This is a genomic window from Iodobacter sp., assembly GCF_025352645.1.
In the GTDB taxonomy this organism is placed as follows: Bacteria; Pseudomonadota; Gammaproteobacteria; order Burkholderiales; family Chitinibacteraceae; genus Iodobacter.
This window is the reverse complement of sequence record NZ_JANXSO010000069.1, coordinates 1-21,257: the sequence shown is the minus strand read 5'-3', so window position 1 is coordinate 21,257 and position 21,257 is coordinate 1. Positions and strand designations below refer to the sequence as shown.

The 21,257-nt window shown below is 49.2% G+C and carries 13 protein-coding genes and 1 pseudogene; 9 read left to right on the top strand and 5 right to left on the bottom strand.

Annotated features, from left to right (window positions below; genetic code table 11):
• Positions 1 to 31 precede the first annotated feature (31 nt).
• Positions 32 to 1,150 (bottom strand): efflux RND transporter periplasmic adaptor subunit, encoded by a 1,119-nt coding sequence (locus Q0R17_RS08180; RefSeq protein WP_293933848.1) that lies wholly within the window; start codon positions 1,148 to 1,150, stop codon positions 32 to 34.
• Between the two features lie 15 nt (positions 1,151 to 1,165).
• Positions 1,166 to 4,255 carry an efflux RND transporter permease subunit gene (locus tag Q0R17_RS08175; protein ID WP_293933845.1) on the bottom strand — a complete coding sequence of 1,030 codons (3,090 nt, stop codon included), beginning with the start codon at positions 4,253 to 4,255 and terminating at the stop codon, positions 1,166 to 1,168.
• Between the two features lie 284 nt (positions 4,256 to 4,539).
• Between Q0R17_RS08175 and Q0R17_RS08170 the strand changes: the two genes are divergently transcribed.
• From Q0R17_RS08170 to tyrS, 6 genes are all read left to right on the top strand, one after another.
• The gene (locus tag Q0R17_RS08170; RefSeq protein WP_293933842.1) at positions 4,540 to 5,256 is read left to right on the top strand and encodes a 16S rRNA (uracil(1498)-N(3))-methyltransferase; all 717 of its coding nucleotides are present in this window, start codon (positions 4,540 to 4,542) and stop codon (positions 5,254 to 5,256) included.
• A gap of 213 nt (positions 5,257 to 5,469) precedes the next feature.
• A complete protein-coding gene (msbA, locus tag Q0R17_RS08165) occupies positions 5,470 to 7,215 on the top strand; it encodes a lipid A export permease/ATP-binding protein MsbA (protein WP_293933840.1) in 1,746 nt (581 codons plus the stop codon).
• Positions 7,216 to 7,499: 284 nt separating this feature from the next.
• The gene (gene purE, locus Q0R17_RS08160) at positions 7,500 to 7,988 is read left to right on the top strand and encodes a 5-(carboxyamino)imidazole ribonucleotide mutase (RefSeq protein WP_293933838.1); all 489 of its coding nucleotides are present in this window, start codon (positions 7,500 to 7,502) and stop codon (positions 7,986 to 7,988) included.
• Positions 7,985 to 8,245 carry a hypothetical protein gene (locus tag Q0R17_RS08155; protein ID WP_293933836.1) on the top strand — a complete coding sequence of 87 codons (261 nt, stop codon included), beginning with the start codon at positions 7,985 to 7,987 and terminating at the stop codon, positions 8,243 to 8,245. The genes purE and Q0R17_RS08155 overlap by 4 nt, the downstream gene beginning before the upstream one ends.
• Positions 8,246 to 8,322: 77 nt before the next feature.
• Entirely contained in the window at positions 8,323 to 9,462 is a 1,140-nt protein-coding gene (locus tag Q0R17_RS08150) for a 5-(carboxyamino)imidazole ribonucleotide synthase (RefSeq protein ID WP_293933834.1), read from the top strand.
• 222 nt (positions 9,463 to 9,684) lie between these two features.
• Complete coding sequence (tyrS, locus tag Q0R17_RS08145; RefSeq protein ID WP_293933832.1) at positions 9,685 to 10,950, top strand: tyrosine--tRNA ligase; 1,266 nt, start codon at positions 9,685 to 9,687, stop codon at positions 10,948 to 10,950.
• A 60-nt stretch (positions 10,951 to 11,010) separates the two neighbouring features.
• Here tyrS and pssA read toward each other — a convergent pair whose 3' ends face one another.
• Positions 11,011 to 12,354 (bottom strand): CDP-diacylglycerol--serine O-phosphatidyltransferase, encoded by a 1,344-nt coding sequence (gene pssA / locus Q0R17_RS08140; RefSeq protein ID WP_293933831.1) that lies wholly within the window; start codon positions 12,352 to 12,354, stop codon positions 11,011 to 11,013.
• Between the two features lie 127 nt (positions 12,355 to 12,481).
• The gene (gene pncB / locus Q0R17_RS08135) at positions 12,482 to 13,681 is read right to left on the bottom strand and encodes a nicotinate phosphoribosyltransferase (protein WP_293933829.1); all 1,200 of its coding nucleotides are present in this window, start codon (positions 13,679 to 13,681) and stop codon (positions 12,482 to 12,484) included.
• Positions 13,682 to 14,084: 403 nt separating this feature from the next.
• Between pncB and Q0R17_RS08130 the strand changes: the two genes are divergently transcribed.
• The gene (locus tag Q0R17_RS08130) at positions 14,085 to 16,256 is read left to right on the top strand and encodes a DUF3141 domain-containing protein (protein WP_293933826.1); all 2,172 of its coding nucleotides are present in this window, start codon (positions 14,085 to 14,087) and stop codon (positions 16,254 to 16,256) included.
• Positions 16,253 to 17,632, top strand: a complete 1,380-nt coding sequence (locus tag Q0R17_RS08125; protein WP_293933824.1) for a bifunctional enoyl-CoA hydratase/phosphate acetyltransferase — start codon at positions 16,253 to 16,255, stop codon at positions 17,630 to 17,632. The genes Q0R17_RS08130 and Q0R17_RS08125 overlap by 4 nt, the downstream gene beginning before the upstream one ends.
• 681 nt (positions 17,633 to 18,313) lie before the next feature.
• On the opposite strand, the gene Q0R17_RS08120 is transcribed toward Q0R17_RS08125, so the two are convergent.
• Positions 18,314 to 20,989, bottom strand: coding sequence for a bifunctional acetate--CoA ligase family protein/GNAT family N-acetyltransferase (locus tag Q0R17_RS08120; RefSeq protein ID WP_293933821.1), 2,676 nt, complete (start codon positions 20,987 to 20,989; stop codon positions 18,314 to 18,316).
• A gap of 170 nt (positions 20,990 to 21,159) precedes the next feature.
• Here Q0R17_RS08120 and Q0R17_RS08115 point away from each other — a divergent pair.
• Positions 21,160 to 21,257 (top strand): annotated as a pseudogene (locus tag Q0R17_RS08115) (inorganic pyrophosphatase); the annotation flags it as partial.

Here is a 21,257-nt window from a genome sequence, read left to right as displayed (position 1 = left end):
AAAATACTTTATCTTACCCACGCCGCAAAACTTAGCCCCCCGATGCCGCAGTGGCCACCATTCCAGTCTTAATCCCGTCCATTTTCCTTGCCAGCACTTTAGTGCCTGCGGCGATGCCGGAGGTGATTTCGGTAAGGCCGCTGCGCTCGTCACTGCTGCCTAGTTTTACTTTGCTTTGGGCAATTTTGCCGTTCTCTAGCCAATAGACGTAAGGATCGGTGCTGCCACCAAGCACTGCGCCGCTTGGGATGGTGAGTTTTGGCTGCGATACGCCAAGGGCCAGCTGGCCTTTGGCAAACATGCCGCCACGCAATGTGCCACCGGGGTTTTTAACCGCTAAAAACACGGTAATAGCACGGGAGTTTTTTTCTACTTCGGGATTGATGCGTTGTACCGTGCCGCTAAATGCCTTGCTACCAAAGCCATCCACCTGAAACGCAGCCTGCTGGCCAGCGGCCACATTGGCAATTTGATTGGCGGGCACGGCCACTTGTAGCTCCATAGCGGATACGTCGACGATATTAAATAACTCGGAGTTTTGATCGACTTTTTCACCAGGCTGAATAAAGCGCTTGCTGATCTGCCCAGCAATCGGCGCACGCAGCACCATATCATCCATGGCGTTTTTAGCCACCGCCACCTGCGCTTGAATCGCTTTTAACTTAGCTTGGCTAACAGTCAGGCTGCTAGAGCTACTATCAAAGGCATTGCCAGAAATAAAGCCCTGTTTTTGTAAGGCTTGGTTTTTGCCGTGGGTTTTTTCTGCCAGCGCCAGCTCGGCCTTCGCCATATCTAGATTGCTTTGCCGCTCGTTCAACTGGGCAATAATATTGCTAGCATCAAAGCGCGCCAGCACTTGGCCCGCTTTCACTTCTTCGCCTTCACGCACCAGCACGCTATCCACCTGAGCCGATACTTTAGAGCGCAAAGCCGCATGGTTTACCGCCTGCAAAGCACCACTAATCGAGATGGATTGATCCAAGGGGCGCAACGTAGCCACGGCTAAATCGGCGGCGGCAAATTCTAATTTACGCGGCGCTTCTTCTTTTTTTTCAGGCTTACCCTTGCCTTGGGTAAAAGCCACACCCCCCGCTGCCAATGCAATAAACAGCAGCGCTAGGCCAATCGTTTTTTTCTTAAACATAGTCATCGCATTTATTCCTGATTAATTCGTTGCCAGAGCCAATTTCAAAGCCTTGCGCGCCTTGCGCTTTACCGCCCAGCCATCTAAATAAGCGTACAAAATCGGGACTACAATCAGCGTCAACACGGTAGAAGAAATCACCCCGCCGATAATTGAACGGCCCATTGCAGCCTGTGTTTCTCCGCCTTCGCCTAGGCCAATCGCCATCGGCAACATGCCAAAAATCATCGCTGCGGTAGTCATTAAAATGGGGCGTAAACGCACTTGGCCAGCTTCTAGCAGCGCATCTTTGGCCGACTGCCCCGCCCGCTTGGCGCTATTGGCAAAATCAACCAGTAAAATCGCATTTTTAACCGCAAGACCCAGCAGCATCATAAAACCGATCATGGAGAATAAATTGATCGTGGTGCCGGTTAAAAACAGCGCCAGTAACGCCCCCGTTAGCGAGAACGGCAGTGAGGCCATAATCGCCAAAGGCTGTAGAAAGCTGCCAAATTGTGAGGCCAACACAAAGTAAATAAAGATCACCGCTAAGCCAATCGCACCAAGGAAAGCCGCAAAGGCTTCCTGCATCTCGGCCTGCTGGCCACCAGTACCAAAGTGATAGCCCGGTGGCAGCTCGGTTTTATCCAATAACGCTTGCACTTCATTGCTCACCGTGCCGCTTGGCCGGCCTTGCACGTTGGCATAGAGCGAAACACGGCGCTGCATATCTAGGCGCTTGAGCTGCTGTGAACTACTGCTGTTTTCTAGCGTTGCCACCTGGCGCAAAGACACTCTGAGTGGAGAGCCATCGCTATTGGTTTTAGAGCTAGTTAGGTAAAGATCGCCAAGATCGCTAGCGGTACGGCGATCACTTTCAGCCAGCTGCACCACCACATCGTAATTCTGCCCATCGCTGGCTAGCCAGTGGCTAATTGTTTCACCGGAGATGAGCGCGCGTAATGCACTGCCAATTTGCGCGTTATTTAGGCCTAAATCGCTAGCGGCCTCATTATCAATTTTAATCGCCAGCGTTGGAGTAAAGGCTTTTTCACTGCTTTCTAAATCCACCACGCTAGGAATTTTGGCAATTTTTTTCATTAAATCGCTGGTAATTTGCGTGAGCTGGCTAGGATCAGGGCCAAATACGGTGATAAAAATCGGCTTCCAACCGCCTACCGATAGCTCCACCCCAGCCACACGGCCAACCACCTTACGGATTTCTTTTTCGATATCGTCCTGCGAGCGGCGTTGTTTGCGATCAACCAGCTTCAGAGTGATTTCTGCCATATTCTTGCTGTTTTGTACCCCAACGGCCGATTGAATGGAGCGCACTTCTTTAAATGACTTTAAAGCCGTTTCAATCTGCTTCGTTTTGGCGTCGGTGTAATTCAGGCTGGAGCCAATCGGGGTGTTGAGTTGCAACCTAAGCACGCCGTTATCAACTTTAGGCTCAAACTCTGTACCAATAAATGGCAGCAAGAATAGGCTGGCAATAAAGGCCAACGTAGCACCGGCCAGCACGGTTTTTCTTTTAACTAAAGACCACGCTAGAAAGCGGCCATAAATATGGTGCAGTTTTTCGATCTGGCGCTCAAATGCCGCCATAAACCGGCCCAAACGCGGCCAATTTTTAAAGCGATCACCTTCTGGATCGTGCCAGATCGAAGACAACATCGGGTCTAAGGTAAAGCTAACAAACAAGGAAACCAGCACGGCAACGGTTACCGTAATACCAAACTGAAAGAAAAACTGCCCGATAATGCCGTGCATAAACGCGACAGGCACAAACACCGCCACAATAGCAAAGGTGGTGGCCATAACCGCTAGGCAAATTTCATCTGTGCCCTCATGTGCCGCGCGGATATGGTCTTTGCCCATGCCCAGATGGCGCACAATGTTTTCCCGCACCACAATCGCGTCATCGATCAATAAACCAATCGACAGGCTCAAGGCCATCAGCGTCAGCATATTTAAAGAAAAGCCAAAGGCATGCACGGCCACAAACGTCGCCACCACCGAGATTGGCAGGGTTAAGGCGGTAATCACCGTGCTGCGCCATGAGTGCAAAAACATAAACACAATCAGCGTGGTCAGTATCCCGCCTTCTAAGATGGTGGCTTTTGTGTCGCTTAAAGCGCGCTTAATATCGTCAGAATTGGCCTGAACCACGGTTAGCTCTGCGCCAGCAGGCAGGCTGGCTTTCATCTTTTCAACCGCAGATTTAACCCCTTCACCCAGCTCTACAATATTCGCCCCTTGAATTGGGAAAACATCCAAGCTGATCACGCTCTGCCCATCAAGGCGAGAAATCGAGGTATTTTCCTGCTCGCCATCAACCACATCGGCGACCTGCTCAAGGTAAATCGGTGTATTGGCTTGGCGGGCGATAATGATTTTGCCAAATTGCTTAGGGTCTTTAATCTTGCCCTCAAGCCGCACCAGCTGCTCGTTATTGCCATTTACAATACGCCCTGCGGGCACATCCTGATTGGCCTCGCGCACGGCGTTCATCACCTGATCTACGCCTAAACCGTAGCTATTAAGTGCATCGCGACGCAAGCGCAGCTGAATCTGCCGGTTCACCAAGCCATTACTATTAATGCTACCCACGCCTGGCGCTGTGCGTAAGCGCTTTACCACCATCTGCTCAGACAACATGCTCAGCTCGCGCAGGCTAAGCGTGCCGGAGCGTAAGGCCAGCTGCATCACTGGCTCGCTTTCACCACTGATATCAGACTTTAATACCAGCGGGTCTTTCGCTTCCTTAGGAAAATTGGGCTTAATCAGCGCTACTTTATCGCGGATTTCTTGCAGACCGCCGGCAGAGTTCGCATCCATACGAAACTCCACCTGCATAAAAGCCGAGCCCTCACGCGCCGTAGCCCAGATATGCTTGACGCCATTAACGGTATTGATTTGCTCTTCTAGCGGCTTGATTAAATCGTTTTCAATCGCCTCTGGGGATGCGCCAGGGTAGCTCAGCTGAATAAACACCTGCGGGCTAGCCACGGGCGGCATACGCTCTACCGGCAGCAAGCCGTAAGAGGCCAAGCCCAGCACCAGCAGTGCCAACATGACCATCGTCGCAAAAACCGGATGTTTAATACTAACCTTGGTTATCCACATGCAGGGGCTTCTTTCAAAAGAGGTTAAATTAGCACGCCAAGATAATGCCACAGCTTGACACGCCATCGGCATATTCTGCTTTATTTTGATGTCGTGAGGCTTATAAACTTTGTATTAATTTTGTATTTGATCAATGCACTGCGCCTGAAAACACGGCATGCTCAAAGCGCAGCTAAAAACAGACATCGCCGCGCTAAGGCATATCAAATGTAAAATCCCCTGTTCGGTACTTGAATCGAAACCTGCCTTGGGGTATACCAAGCCCTCGAATGTACGAGGTGAATATGCCTAGATTTTTCCTTGATATGCCACTGGCCACTGGCCTTGGCTTCAACTTGCCTGAAAATGTTGCGCGCCATGTACAGGTACTGCGCCTGCAACCAGATGACGCCATCACCCTGTTTAATGGCCAAGGTGGCGAATACGCTGGCCGCATCACCGAAATGGGTAAACGCCATGTTGCGGTAGAAGTGCTGGCATGGGACGAGCAAGATAGAGAATCCCCACTTAAACTCACCCTGCTGCAAGCGATCTCCGCCAGCGATCGCATGGATTACACCATCCAAAAAGCCAGTGAGCTGGGTGTAAGCTGCATCCAGCCGATTATTTCTGAATATTGCCAACAGCGCCTTAGTGGTGAGCGTGCCGAAAAACGCCTCGCCCACTGGCAGGCCATTGCCGTATCCGCCGCCGAGCAATGTGGCCGCACCCGTGTTCCTGCTATCTTGCCCATCATTAAGTTTGAGCAGGCCTTAGCGCAAAACGCGGCGCTAAAACTGCTGCTCTCCCCTATTGGCGCCATCCGGCAAAATGAATTACCCGTCACAGCCAGCAGTGCCGCCGTGCTGATTGGCCCCGAGGGTGGATTTTCTGCTGCGGAAGAAACACTGGCCATGGCCGCTGGCTACACCCCGCTGATCCTTGGCCCGAGAATTTTTCGCACCGAAACGGTTGCCCCCGTGATTGCTGCGCTGCTGCAAAGCAGATATGGGGATTTGTAAGCCTTAATCAGCGTTTACACTTAAGCAAGATCAATGTAACCAAATCCAAACTTCACTGACATGACGCTGCGACAAGGTGACAAACAAAGTAGCTGAAATGCAAAAAAATGCGCCTGAAATGCAAGCACCGTCGGTAGCTATGCTGTTCCATACTAAAGCGTATAATCCGCCCCTTTCTTGTAAAACCCAAACCAAGGTACGCCGATGTCAGCGATGAATAATCGAGCTCTTTATAAGCGCATCCTGAGCGAAATTCGCCCTTACTGGAAAATGGTCGCCATTTCCATTATTTGCCTCGCTGTTGCTGCAGCGGTGGATGTGGCCTTGGGTGGATTGCTACAACCCCTCGTTGATAAAAATCTCAAATCAAACGCAGCCGCAGAGGCCCTTGCCAGAAGCCAAGCGTGGATATTACCCGCGCAAATTCTAGGTTTAGCCATGCTGCGGCTGGTTTCAAACTTTGGCAATGACTACACCAGCGTCTGGATTTCATCACGGGTTATGCACAATTTGCGCAGCAGAATGTTCAGCCGCATGCTTACGCTGCCTGTTAAGTTTTATGATCAAAACTCGGTAGGTGTACTGCTATCACGGGTCACTTACGATGTTAACCAGATCATGGAAGCAGGCACTAAAGTGCTCACCGTCTTAGTTAAAGACTCGCTTTTACTCGTATTTCTTATTGTATATATGCTGTATCTCGACTGGCAGCTCACCTTACTCTGCCTGATATTGCTGCCTGGCGTAGCGATTAGCATTAGCGTGGTAGGTAAGCGCCAACGCAGGCTTTCGCGTGAAACGCAGGCCGCCATGGGGCAGATGACGCAAATCTTAGATGAGAGCTTATCGGGCCAGCGCATCATTAAGATCTTTGGTGGTTTTTCTTATGAGACAAATCGTTTCGGCAACACCAATAATCATGTGAGGCAGTTGAGCGTAAAGCAAGCCATCACATCCAGCACCAATTCTGGACTGATCATGTTTTTGATCGGTGTCACTTTGGCCGTGATTGTTTATTTTGCCAGCTTGCGAGCACAAAGTGGCGAGCTGACAGCGGGATCATTTGTAGCCTTTATGGTGCTAATGATGATGTTGCAACAACCCATCAAAAATCTGACCAAAATTAACGAAAGCCTGCATAAAGGCTTAGCCGCAGCTGAATCGGTATTTGCCATCTTAGACGAGCCTATCGAAGCCAATCAGGGCCAGCTACAAAGCCCACGGGTGCAGGGTGCGATTACGCTACAAGACATCCACTTTACCTATGGCGACGAGGGTAAGCCCGCACTAGATGGCATTTATTTAGACATTAAACCTGGCGAAACCATTGCCCTAGTCGGTAGCTCCGGCAGCGGCAAAACCACCTTAGCCAATCTGCTGCCACGCTTTTATGATGTCAGCAGCGGGCAAATCTTGATCGATGAGCAGCCATTAGCGGATTACCAGCTGGCTAATCTGCGTCAGCAAATTGCCCTTGTTTCGCAAGATGTGATTCTTTTTAATGACACGGTAACGGCGAATATTGCTTACGGTAATGAGATTGATTTGGAGCGGGTTCGTCAGGCGGCACAGGCAGCCCACGCACTAGAATTTATCGATGCCATGCCAGATGGCCTCAATACCCTATTAGGTGAGAACGGCATGCGTTTATCTGGCGGCCAACGCCAACGCCTTGCGATTGCCCGTGCTATTTATAAAGACGCACCGATTTTGATCTTGGATGAGGCCACCAGCGCACTAGATACCGAATCCGAGCGCAAGGTACAAGACGCGCTAGAAAACCTAATGCAAGGCCGTACCACCCTCGTGATTGCCCACCGCCTATCTACCATCGAAAACGCCAGCCGAATCGTGGTGATGCAGCAGGGCAAAATCGTTGAGAGCGGCAATCACCACGCGCTGATGGCTAAAAATGGCATGTATAGCCGTATGCATGCCGCGCAATTTGCCAACGGTTAACAGACGTGTAGGTAAAAAAAACGCTGAGAGGCAAGCCTCTCAGCGTATCAAATGTAATTGCGAATTACGCGGCACATGCACCGCGGAACGCAGAATGCCCTAGTGCATATGACACGTCAATTTATTTATTAGTATTTGCTAATGCTTGGTAAAAATACAGCTCATTTACTTAAAATAACGGCTTTGACTTCATGCAAACTGCGCTAAGAAAACTCGAAAGCAATCGAAACTCTCCCTAATTGCTATTTTTTCGGTAACATTCATTCTTTACTCGGGGGAAACCCATGATTCAAGTCGGCGTTGTAATGGGTAGCAATAGTGACTGGGAAGTCATGCAGCATGCCGCTAAGCAACTAAAAGCCTTTGGCGTGGCATTTGAATGCCGCGTTGTTTCTGCGCATCGCACCCCTGATCTCTTGTTTGAATACGCCGAAACTGCCGCTACCCGCGGCTTGCAATGCATTATTGCAGGCGCAGGCGGTGCAGCCCATCTGCCAGGCATGATTGCGGCTAAAACCACCATTCCGGTATTGGGCGTGCCCGTTCCTTCTAAATATCTACGCGGTGAAGACTCCTTGCTCTCCATCGTACAAATGCCTAAAGGCATTCCGGTTGCCACTTTTGCGATTGGTGAAGCGGGTGCTGCGAATGCCGCTCTTTTTGCTATCTCGCTACTTGCCAATGCCTTGCCTGAGCTAGCGGCTAAGCTGATTGCATTCCGGACCGAGCAAAAAGAAACCGTGCTGGCGATGGAACTACCCGAAGTCGAATGAAGTCTGCCAAAGAGCTGCTGACAGAGCTAGAAGAAAAAGGCTTTTTATTCAGCGTTTTTTACCGAGGAGCCTTCTGCTGGGGGCTGCCCTTTGGCCTGCTTTTTTCTTTGGCAATCAGCTTTTTTGAAAGAAAACCATATCTCATTGCCATGATGCAAATCCTACCAATAGCCCTTATTTTAGGCGCGGTCTTTGGCTGGGGCCTGTGGGGCGTTGCCCTATTGCAGGGCGTAAAACGACGTCAAGATAATGATTGATTTTGTAGGGGCACGGCATGCCGTGCCCTAATTAGCCGCCAATCTCTGCTGGAATTGGCACAAGAAAGGATTTAAAAATGGCCGTTAAGCCGATTCTCCCACCCGCCATGTTAGGCATCTTGGGTGGAGGCCAACTAGGCCGCATGTTTGCCATGGCAGCCAAAACCATGGGCTATAGCGTAACCGTGCTTGATCCCGATCCTGCCGCTCCAGCAGCCGAGATTGCTGATGTTCATCTGTGCAAGCCCTATACCGATCCAGAAGCACTGGCGGCGCTAGCCAAGCAATGCGCAGCGGTTACCACCGAGTTTGAAAACGTCAACGCCGATAGCATGCGCTGGCTAGCCACGCAGGGCGTAAAAGTAAGCCCTTCGGGTGATTCGGTCGCCATTGCCCAAGACCGCACTTGCGAGAAAAACTTTATCCGTGATGCGGGCCTTGCCACTGCGCCGTTTCTAGTGATTAAAAACTCCGGCGATCTAGAACAAGACCTTAGCCCCTACCTGCCAGGCATTTTAAAAACGGCCCGTAATGGCTACGACGGCAAGGGCCAAGTGCGGATCAAAAACCTAGAAGAAGCTCGCTACGCCTTATCAGAGCTGAAACATCAGCCTTGTGTGCTAGAAAAAATGCTACCACTTAAGGCCGAAGTATCGGTGATTGTGGCTCGCAGTGCCGCCAATGAAATCGCCTGTTTTCCGCCTGCAGAAAATATCCATACCGATGGTATTTTGGATATCTCGATTGTTCCGGCCCGCATCAGCCCAGAAATCACCGAGCGCGCCCGTGCTATGGCGATCACGCTTGCCGAAAAGCTCGATTATATCGGCGTGATTGCCGTCGAGTTTTTTGTGCTAGAAGACGATTCTCTGGTCATTAACGAAATGGCACCGCGCCCGCACAATAGTGGCCATTACACGCTAGACGCTACTTTTAGCAGCCAATTTGAGCAACAAGTACGCACCATGTGTGGCCTTTACCCAGGCAAGCCTGATTTGCACACACCAGTGGTCATGGTAAATCTGCTGGGCGATGTTTGGCATAGCGATGGCAGCGAGCCACAGTGGGAAATCATGCTCACCGCACCGAATACCAAGCTGCACCTCTACGGTAAAAAAGAAGCCCGTGCAGGCCGCAAAATGGGCCATTACAATGTGCTAGCCAGCAATGTAGATGCCGCTTTAGAGCAGGCTTTGGCGCTAAAAGAAACGCTGTAATTATTAAAACCCAAGTCTTGAAACACGGAGAACACGGAGTTCCACGGAGAAAACCATTTGAATGACATTCACCAAGAAAATAGCAATGTGTCGCTAAGTTTGCTTAGTCTTTATACATTGATTGTTTGCCTTAAATTTCCTCCGTGTTCTCCTTTACTCCGTGGTTCAAGATTTGGGTTTAAAAATCGATATCAGATCCAAATAAACCGGAGCAAGAGTGAAATGAATTTAATCAGTGATTTACAAGCGCGTGGCCTGATTGCCCAGCTTACCGATGGCGATGCGCTAGAAAAACGGCTGGCTGAGAAATCCATTACTCTCTATTGCGGCTTTGATCCGACGGCAGATAGCTTACATATCGGCAGCTTAGTGCCTATTTTGGTACTCAAACGCTTCCAAGAAGCAGGCCACAAGCCAATTGCCTTGGTGGGTGGAGCCACCGGCATGATTGGTGATCCAAGCTTTAAAGCCACCGAGCGCAAACTCAATACCCTCGATATTATCGATAGCTGGGTAGGCAAAATTCGCAAGCAAGTTGAGCCTTTCTTAAGCTTTGAAGGCAGCAATGCCGCCATTATGGCCAATAACCACGATTGGTTCGGCAAGATGGATGTGCTGACTTTCCTGCGCGATATTGGCAAGCATTTCTCAGTGAATGCCATGATCAAAAAAGAAGCGGTGCAACAGCGAATTAACCGCGACGACTCTGGTATCTCGTTTACCGAATTCACCTACAGCCTGCTGCAAGGCTACGATTTTGTAGAGCTAAATAAGCAATACGGCTGCGAGCTGCAAATTGGCGGCTCTGATCAGTGGGGTAATATCACCGCCGGTACCGACCTAACCCGCCGCATGAATCAGCAGCAAGTTTTTGGCTTGACCATGCCACTGGTAACCAAATCTGACGGCACTAAATTCGGTAAAACCGAAAGCGGCACCATCTGGCTAGATGCAAAAAAAACCTCGCCTTATAAGTTTTACCAATTCTGGCTGACCACTGCCGATGCGGATGTGTATAAATTCTTACGCTACTTTACCTTCCTAAAGAATAGCGAGATCGATGCCATTGAAGCGGCGGATATTGCCGCTGCGGGCAAGCCAGAAGGCCAGCGTATCTTAGCCGAGCAAGTGACCGCGTTAGTACACGGCGCAGATGCTGTAATTGCGGCACAACGCATCAGCCAAAGCTTGTTCTCAGAGGATCAAAACTCGCTGACTGAAGACGATTTTGAACAACTGGCGCTTGATGGCCTGCCACACGTTGAGATCAGTAAAGATCAGCCAGGCTTACTGGATGCACTGGTTGCAGGCGAATTAGCAACATCCAAAAGCCAAGCACGCGGCTTTATTGAAAGCGGCGCGGTGATTATCAATGGCGCAAAAATAAGCGACGTAGCTTATAGCCTAAGTGAGGCCGACCGCCGCTATGGCAGCTACACCCTGCTGCGCCGTGGTAAGAAAAATCATTGCTTGGTGATTTGGAAATAAAATAATCTGGGCAATAAAAAACCACGGTTATAGGCCGTGGTTTTTTATTACTACTCAAAATCAAAGCAATCTAGAGACTAATCGATCGGCTCTAAAACGCGACAATCTAGTTAATAGTTTTTTAACCGGCGGAGGGTAATCCAATAAGGTTTCCAGCTCGCGGTAATAATTAATACGCTTGGTGTTTTTAGCAATCATATCTTTTTCTGTTTGCAACTGCGCTTTTAGCTCGTGCTTTGGATCATGGATCAACAATCCATTTTCCAAGTCTAGGCTAAACGCGCGTGGGTTTAGATTATTACCCGTTAGCAAAATATAATCATCATCAATCCAAATACCCTTTAGATGATAACTATGCCCAGGATCATTCCAGAGCATTAAATTAAGCTGGCCACGATAAATATCTAATTGATGCAGCTTAGCAAAACGGCGTAAGTGCGTTTCGTACAAATAAGGCAATGCACCAATGGTTTTAAATGGCTCGTCTTCAGGAATATAAAAATCATTGGCTTTTTTCTCGCCAACAATAATATCCACCTTCACACCTCTTTGCAGCAGGCGATTAATTTCTTTAATCACCATTCTAGGTAAATTAAAGTAAGGCGTGCAGATTTGTACGTGCGTTTGTGCCGAGCCTAATAACTTAATAATCAGCCGATTTAATGGATTACGCTTACCAACCCCCACCACAGGGGTAATACCCAAGCCTGTCGCTTCGTCTTGCGCATGGTGTGTTGCGTAATGGGCTGATTTAAGCCGCTGGCGAAATTGACGAATCTCTGGGCTAATTTGTTTAGTGCTAGGAATCGTATCTAAATCTAAGCGATAAACAGCGCTGCTATTTAAGAATTCGCTCTGTAAGAAATTAACCATACTATCAGCTAAAGCCGCATTTTTAATAATATGGTAACGATCATATCGATAGCGATCGCCAACATGTAAATACACATTATTTAAACTGGCACCGCTATAAACCACGGTATCGTCAAAAATAAAGCCTTTTAAATGCAGCACACCAAATAGCTCGCGCGTTTGTGCAGGCACGCCATAAATAGGCACATTTAGCTCATGATTTAAGCGCTCTTTTTGATACCAAGCCGCATTACCCGCCTGCGCCCCAGCACCAATTAAGCCGCGCTGAGCGCGATGCCAATCTACAAAGACACGGATATCTAAATCGGGTTTACTAGCACGGGCAGCGTATAGCGCCGCTAAAATTTGCGCCCCTGCCTCGTCCTCTTGCAAATACAGCGCGGTAATATAAATACGCGTTTGTGCCTTACCAATTAAATCGAGTACCTTTTCGCGAAAGTCCCCGGTGTTTAGTAAGGTTTGGAAATGGGCTGGATCTTGTGCAAAACGCGGCAAAGACGCCAAATATGAGCGATTAGTTTCAAAAAGCATAAATGATCTGCAAACTGCAGAGTGACCTGTCTAGCATATTCAAGCCTACTATCTTAGCACTATGTTTTATAAGAAAGGAGATGTATTAATTGCCTAAGCGATCTTTTGAATAGGCTAAAAAGCACGGTTAGCGATGGGTAATTTTAAAAACATCACAGAGATAATTCAAAAAATTTTCATCCTCACACATCCCTTTACCCTCGGTATCACTCACTTTTGCCACAGGTTGCCCATTGCAAGACACTAACTTCATTACAATTTGCAGTGGCACTTGGCCGCAATCATTAGATAAATGGGTGCCAATGCCAAAGCCAGTACGGGTTCTGGGCGCAAAATGACGATAAAGTGCAATCGATTTTTCTAGCGTTAAGCCGTCGCTAAACACCAATTGTTTGGTGCCATAATCAATATTCATTTTAATATAATGGGCGATTATTTTCTCGCCCCACTCATAAGGATCGCCCGAATCATGGCGCAATCCATCAAAAAGTTTGCAGAAATACAGATCAAAATCACGTAAGAATGCATCGGTGCCCACCACATCGGTTAGGGCAATACCTAGGTCGCCACGGTATTCGCGCACCCAGTGCTCTAGTGCATTAGTTTGAAAATCACGCAGCCGCGATCCAAAGCACTGAAATGCTTGCATATATTCATGCGCCATCGTGCCAATAGGCGTCACACCATATTGCATAGCCAGCAATACATTACTAGTACCTCGAAAATAAGGAGCGGCCTGCTTTACTAATATACCGACCATTTCTGCATGCCACACCCTAGAAAAACGTCGCCGTGTGCCAAAATCAAAAAATACAAAGGGATTAGCGGGCATAGCTGGCTGTGATAAGGCATTTAATTCTTTTAATTTAGCTTGCAGACGCTCGCGGCCAATAGCAAGCGCTGGGGCTTGAGGTACTTGCCTAAAATACAACTCATTCACAATCGATAAGACATAAATTTCAAATAACATACAATACAACATTGGCCCAGTAACGCGGATATCTAAATCCTCACCCTGTGCTGTAATACTAATAAAACGCCGCTGTAATTGAAATAAACGTAAAAAATCAACAAAATCAGATTTAATAAATCTTAACTTAGCTAAATAGGCCAGCTCTGTTTCGCTAAAGCGCAAAGAGCAGAGGTGGTCTAACTGAGCTTCTAACTCGGTTTGCAATGCCGCCAAAGGCCGCTCAGGGGTATTGCGGCACTTAAATGCATAAGCCGCCTGCGTTTCAGGCTGATGGTGCAGTATTTCCTGCATCATGGTGAATTTATACAGGTCAGTATCTAATAATGATTCAATGACGGGCATAAAACCTGACATAAACTACTCCACTCAGCCGCAAAACGTTTTTAATTTAGCTATTAACCAATACATTATTATATTTAATGCTAATTAACGCTTTATATCATTGATGACTCACCCTCTGCACGGGCATTCTTACACCTGGCCAAATTAGAGCATTGGCATAACGCTATCTAAGCGGGCTGGATGGTTTAATCAATTGCATACATATCCGTGTCATATTAACCGTTTAGCTTGTCAGCACATTTATACTTAATTACTATATCTTTGCAAATATATGCATTTTATCCAGTTAAAAACTTACAAAAATTTTATAAGTAGCGACGAAAAAATTTTCTAAGCTGTCCCCAGCACAATGTTAGAAAACTTTTTCTGCTTACTTTATTACCAGCTTATAAACCCAAACACAACGAGTGGTGCAATGACCCAAACCAGCTTAATCTCTCCCCTAGCCCTTTTAGATCACGCTTGGGAATACTGGATAGACACCACTCAGCGCTCAACGCTATTTCTTGATGTGATGCGTGAGCGCAGCAATATTGCAATCGAGCATGCCCAGCAAGGCAAACCACCGCTACTGGCCTTTGATTACGAGCTCTTAATTGATGCTCGCAGCCTAAGCGTGCCTTGCAACTATATGCTACTGCGCGTATTGCCTTCTGCGGGGATCAACACCGACAGTAGCAAACGCCCTTATGTGATTATCGACCCACGCGCTGGCCACGGCGCGGGTATTGGTGGGTTTAAGGCGGATTCACAAGTTGGCGTGGCTTTACGTGCTGGGCATCCGGTTTATTTTGTTGGGTTTTACCCTGACCCCGTTCCTGGCCAACGCCTGCAAGACGTGATGCAAGCCGAAGCGCTGTTTATTGAAGAAGTAGCCAAACGCCACCCTAAGGCCAGCAAGCCTTGCGTGATTGGTAATTGCCAAGCGGGCTGGGCAGTGGCGGGTTTAGCCGCCTTAAGGCCAGAAATCATGGGGCCGATTGTACTTAATGGTGCGCCGCTTTCTTACTGGGCAGGCTCCGATGAACAAAACCCAATGCGCTACGCTGGCGGTGTAAATGGCGGCTCATGGACGGCAGCACTCAGTGCCGATTTAGGCGGTGGTGTGTTTGATGGTGCTCACTTAGTTAAAAACTTTGAAAATCTCAACCCCGCCAATACACACTGGGGCAAACCTTATCATCTGTATTCCAATATCGATACCGAAGCCCCGCGTTACTTAGAGTTTGAGCGCTGGTGGGGTGGGCATTTCCGCATGACGGGCGAAGAAATTGAAGCCATCGTTAATCAATTATTTATTGGCAATAAGCTCGCTAGCGGGCAGATCCAGACCGCCGATGGCGATAAGATCGATTTACATAAAATCACCTCCCCGATTATTGTCTTTGCTTCTTGGGGCGACGATATCACCCCGCCTGCGCAAGCTTTAAATTGGATTATCGACCTCTATGGGCATGAAAGCGCCATCGTGGAAGAAGGCCAGATCATTGTTTATTTGTTGCATAAAGACGTCGGTCATCTGGGGATTTTTGTAGGGGGCAAAGTGGCGCGCAAGCAGCATGCCGAGCTGGTTAATGTAATGGAAATGGTGGAATCCCTACCGCCAGGCTTATATGAGATGGTGATCGATGCCAAAACTGCAGATTTAGCCTATGCCGAGCTAGAGCAAGGCGATTACACCGTAAGCTTTGAGACACGCACCATTGAGCAGCTTCGTTTAGTTGACCCAGACACACGTAGCGATGAGGCGGTTTTTAGCACCGTTGCGCAGGTTTCTGAAATTAACGAAACGATTTATAAAAATACCCTACGCCCAGTTTTACAGGCGGTGATTACGCCTGAAATGGGCGCATGGTCACGCAAACTCAGCCCAAGCGCCATAAAAAACTACGCCTATTCGGACTTTAACCCTTTAATGGCGGGGATTGCCAATCAAGCCGAGCAAGTTCGCCAAGCACGGCAAGTGGTCAGTGAAGATAATTTTTTCCGTGGCTTAGAGCAGCAAGCCTCCGAAATGATCATGGCCTCACTCAATAGCTACCGTGATTTACGCAATGCTGCCAGCAGTAGCTATGTAAAAACACTTTATGGCGCTTGGGGTTTGGGTGCGATTTTCCCTCCTGCAGCGCCGCTTGAAGAAGCCGTGCGCAAACAAGCCGAACAGCGCTTAGATATTCTAAAAACAGAGGCCGAACCAGAGTTTGAAGCAGGTGGTTTTACTGAGGGCCTAGCACGACTGTTTATCTTGGCGATGCATCACAGCGGCGGCATAGAGCGCCGCTCATTCTTAATCGCCGATCAAACCCAACTGCCAGAAATAGACCCTATTGAGTGGCGCAAAGCCGTTGATACGCAAACGCTACTGATTAGCCTAGATGCTGAGCGGGCGATGGCAAGTTTGCCTCAGCTATTAAAAAATCTGGCGGAGCGTAAACGTGCGGTAGAGATCGTTACTAAAGTCACCATGCTCACGCCTGAGCTAGAAGACCCTAGCTCGCCACTGGCCATTAAAGCCAAAGAGCTATTAGGAATTAAAGCCAGCCGTGCTAAGCCTGCCGCTAAAGCACCTAAAACGGGGGATGCATGAGCGCAATCACCTTACAAAATCGCTGTTTTGATGAAATAGATATCGGTGATTACGCTGGGGTTCAGCACACCCTATCCATGCGTGATATCCAGCTTTTTGCCACCGTTGCTGGCGATTTTAACCCCACCCATTTAGAAGCCGCCTTTGCCAATCATGCAGGGTTTAGTGGAGCTACCGCACCGGGAATGTGGCTGGGTGCTCAGATTTCCGGCATTTTAGGCAGCCAACTCCCTGGCCCTGGCACGGTTTACTCTGGGCAAAATCTGCAATTTCATGCGGCAGCTATTTTGGGGGATACGCTAGAAATCAGCGTCACCGTGCGCGAAAAATACCCAGAAAGCCATCTGATTAGTTTTGATTGCCTATGCCGTAACCAGCACGGCCAAACCATTATGACCGGCATTGCCAAGGTGATTGCCCCTAGCGAAAAAATCACCTTAACCCGCCCCGATGCAGGCCTCGTCAGCGTGCAAACTCATCATGCTTTTGAAGCGCTGCTTGAGCGCTGCAATGATCTGCCCTGCTTTAGCGTAGCCATTGCACATCCATGCGATGAATCGTCGCTTAAAGCCGCCATTGCAGTGGCCTCACATCATTTAATGCAGCCAATTTTAGTTGGCCCAGCCGCTAAAATTCAGGCCGTGGCCGCGCAATATCAGTTAGATATCAGTGCATTTAGGCTAGAAGACACACCACATAGCCACGCCGCAGCCAGCCGTGCCGTAGAACTAGTTACCAGCGGTGAAGCCGCCATTTTAATGAAGGGCAGTTTACATACCGACGAGCTGATGAGCGCCGTGGTTAAAAGCAGCCTGCGCACCGAGCGGCGTATCAGCCATGTATTTATTATGGATGTGCCCACCTACCACAAGCCGCTACTGGTCACCGATGCGGCCATTAATATCTATCCCGAGCTGCTAGATAAAGCCGATATCTGCCAAAACGCCATCGACTTGGCGCATATTCTTGGCATTGCTCAACCCAAAGTGGCGATTTTATCGGCGGTTGAAACCATCAATCCCAAAATTCTATCCACCCTAGAAGCCGCCAGCCTATGCAAAATGGCTGACCGAGGCCAAATCACCGGCGGCATTCTGGATGGCCCATTAGCACTGGATAATGCCATTAGCTATGAATCGGCCCGCATCAAGCAGATTAACTCGCCCGTGGCGGGCGACGCCGATATCTTGTTAGTGCCTGATTTAGAAGCGGGCAATATTCTTGCCAAGCAGCTCACCTTTATGAGCAATGCTGATGCTGCAGGAATCGTGCTTGGTGCACGCGTGCCGATTGTACTCACCAGCCGTGCCGATAACGACAGGACCAAATTAGCTTCCTGCGCCATTGCCTGCTTAATCGCGCAAGCTAAGCTTTAGGGTGCCTCGAAAAAACCTATATTCCTAAATAAGACAAGCCGCGTATTAAAAAATAGACGCTGCATATGTTTGATATGTCAGAAGATTTTTTTTAATATGCAACGCAGTATTGTGAGATCAGATGGGTTTTTCGAGGCTCCCTTTAGTTAGGTCAACAGCGCTTGCCGCTTCATGGCAGCTAAAGCCCCACCTCTGATTATGTCTCTTGCTCAATGAACTCTGTGTAGATGGATTTCTTGAGTGCTGGGCTTGGTTTTGGAATATGTAGGGCGGGTGAAACCCCATGTGCGCTAACCAAATTGTTTTTTCATTAGCAAACAGAGAAAAACGCATTGACCACGCTCTTTGCACGGGGCTTTTTAAAGTCCCCTTGAAGCGCGCCGAAGCGAGGAACAAGCGGGCGGGGTTTCTTTGATGCCTGTTTGAGCGAAGCGAGTTCCGCAGCTGCCGCTCGATTGTCCGCAGAGAGGGGTTTCGCGCTGGTCGGGGCGGCCTTCTTTGGCTTCGTTTCTTGGCCGTTCAAGAAAGGAAGGCCCCCGCGGTGGCCAACCGCTCCAAAATCAACGTGCCGAAGGCACTAAAAAGGTCTTTTAGACTTTGCTTAGTGCACTTGGCGTGAAACCTGCCAATGCTATGTGTAAATCCGGCGGGTTTCACCCTCCCTACAAAAGCATAAACGCCTCACAACTCCTTCACCACCCACTTCAGCCCACTGTCTTCTGGATGAGTTTGAATCGTGAAGCCAAGGTGTTTCATAAAAGCCAGCATGGTTTTATTGCTGGTGAGCACTTCGCCCTCAATGATGGATAAACCCATATCACGGGCCGCAGTGAAGAGGGCTTCCATTAGGCGGTTGCCAAGGCCTTTGCCTTGCCATGCATCGTCGATCACCACGGCAAATTCGCAGCTGTCTTTATCGGGGTTGGCAGTATAACGGGCTACGCCGATAATTTGCTCGCCCTGGCCTGCCTGCACCGTGGCGGCAATGGCCATTTCCCGTGCGTAATCAAGATGAGTAAAGCGCGCCAGCAGGCTTTGCGGCAGGGATTTAAGCACGCTCATATAGCGGTTGTAGCGCGTCTCATCCGATAGGCGGCTGACAAACTGAATCAGCAACTCGGCGTCTTCTGGCCGAATCGGGCGCAAGATCATCGGCATGCCGGTTTTGAGCTGAGTGAGCTGCATCAGATGCGATGGATAGGGATGAATGGCCATATGCGCGTAGCGGCGGGCTTTGGGGCTCACCGCCGCCACAATAATACTGGCATCCACCGCAATCACGCCGTTTTCATCGCTGATCAGCGGGTTAATATCCAGCTGCTGAATCTGTGGTAATTCGCAGACCATTTCAGAAACGCGTAACAACACATTTTTAACTGCCTCGATATTCACTGCAGGCTGGTTTCTGAAAGGGGCGAGCATTTTTTTAATCCGCGTGCGGCGGATCAAATGGTCTGCCAGATAATCATTTAAGGGCGGCAGTGATACGGCAATATCGTTAAATACTTCTACCGCAATCCCACCCGCACCAAAGCTAATCACCGGGCCAAAGGCCGAATCGTTGACAACCCCCACCATCAGCTCACGGGCGTATTTTTTACCGTGCATAGGTTGCACCGTCAGACCGCGCACACGCTCAACGCCCAGCTTATCGTGGGCACGGCTGAGCATTTTATTAGCTTCACTGGCCACGCCAATCAGGCTGTTTAAATTGAGCACTACGCCATCAATATCGGTTTTGTGCATCACATCGATAGCATCTATTTTCAGCACCACCGGCAGGCCCATGCCCATGGCGGCATTCACCGCATCGTCGGCACTATTGGCACGCACCGTCATGGCGACGGGGATATGAAACGCCCTTAAAATCGCTTTTGATTCAATTTCATCCAGCAGACTACGGCCATCGGCCAACACTTTATCGATCACCATATGCGCCGTTTCCATATCCGGCGCTTCCCACTCGCCCAGCGGGGCAGGGGTTTGCAATAAAAGCTGCTGATTGTGCTGCCACGCTGCCAAGGAATAAAACACTTCTACGGCGTGCTCGGGCGCAGAAAAACTGGCGCATCCTGCCTTAACCAGCAGCTTGCGGCTGGCATCGACTTTTTTACCGCCTATCCACGCCATCAGCAGCGGTTTGTCGCTGGTTTTTTTCAGCGCAATCATCGCCTCCGCCGTGCGCAGATGATCTGTGCCTGCTTGCGGAGTAAACACCACCAACACGCCATCGATATTTGGGTCGGCCAGTACGGCTTCAACCACCAATTTAAATCGCTCGGGCGAGGCGTCCCCTAAGATATCCACCGGATTATTGCGGCTGGCTTGCGCGGGCAGATTTTTAGCCAGCCAAGCCACGGTGCTAGGGGCCAGCTCGGGTAACAACACGTGTAAATCACGCGCCCTATCCACCGCCATCATCCCCGCGCCTATGCCATTGGTGACCACGGCCAAGCGGCGGCCCTTGGTTTTGAACGTGCCATTCAATACTTTTGCAGCGGTAAACAGCTGATTAATCGAGCGTAGGCGCAGCACACCGGCGCGTTTGAGCGCGGCATCAAACACATCATCTCGGCCTATCAAGCGCTCGGAATGAGTGCGGCCATGCGCGGCAGAGACATCGTTATAACGGCCGACTTTTAGCGCCATCACCGGCTTAGAGCGCGCCGCAGCCCGCACTGCCGACATAAAGGTGCGCGCCTCTTGCAAATCTTCGATATACAGCAAAATGCTCTGAGTTTTAGGGTCTGCCACCAGATAATCCAGCACCTCGCCCACATCCACATCTGCCGCCGAGCCTAAAGACACCACAGAAGAAAAACCCACATCGTGCGATTCGGCCCAATCTAAAATCGCCGAGGTTATCGATGAGGATTGCGATACCAAGGCCATGCTGCCATTTTTAAGCTTGCCCTGATAATTGCCCGCCATAAATTTAGAGCTCACGCGGCAGAGGCCAAATACCGTTGGCCCCATTATCCGAATGCCGTAATGCCGTGCCCTCTCCATAATTTTATTCAGTAAAGTCTGGCTCTTTGTCCCCACAAAATCGCAAGACATAATCACCACAGCTTTAACGCCTTTTTTGCCACACTCCTCAATTAAATCGATCAAGGTTTTAGCTGGGGTCGCGATAATCACCAAATCCACCACCATCGGCACCTTGGCGAGTGATTTAAATGCCGCGATACCCTGCACCTGATCATGATGCAAATTAACGGGAAATAACTTCCCCGAATAGCCTGCATCGAGCAAATTAGCAAACACCGTGCGGCCCACTGCACCTGGCGTTTCAGATGCACCAATCACCGCCACCGAGCAGGGGTCAAACAAGGGAGAAAGATAGTGTGGTTTCATGGCTGACAAATCATAAAGGATTGCTGCGTAGTGTATACCGCCCAAGTGTTCATTGCTGTGTAAGGAGTGCTTATTATATATGGAGCAAAATACCTACAAGCAATGGTGCATGCCGCCGCCGCAAGCCTTATAATTGCCGCCGTTCTCAATTGAAACTATGGAATCATCCAATGGACATCAGCAAAATTGCCGCAGGCAAAGATTTACCAAACGATTTCAATGTCATTATCGAAATCCCTGCTAATGCACCCCCAATCAAATATGAATT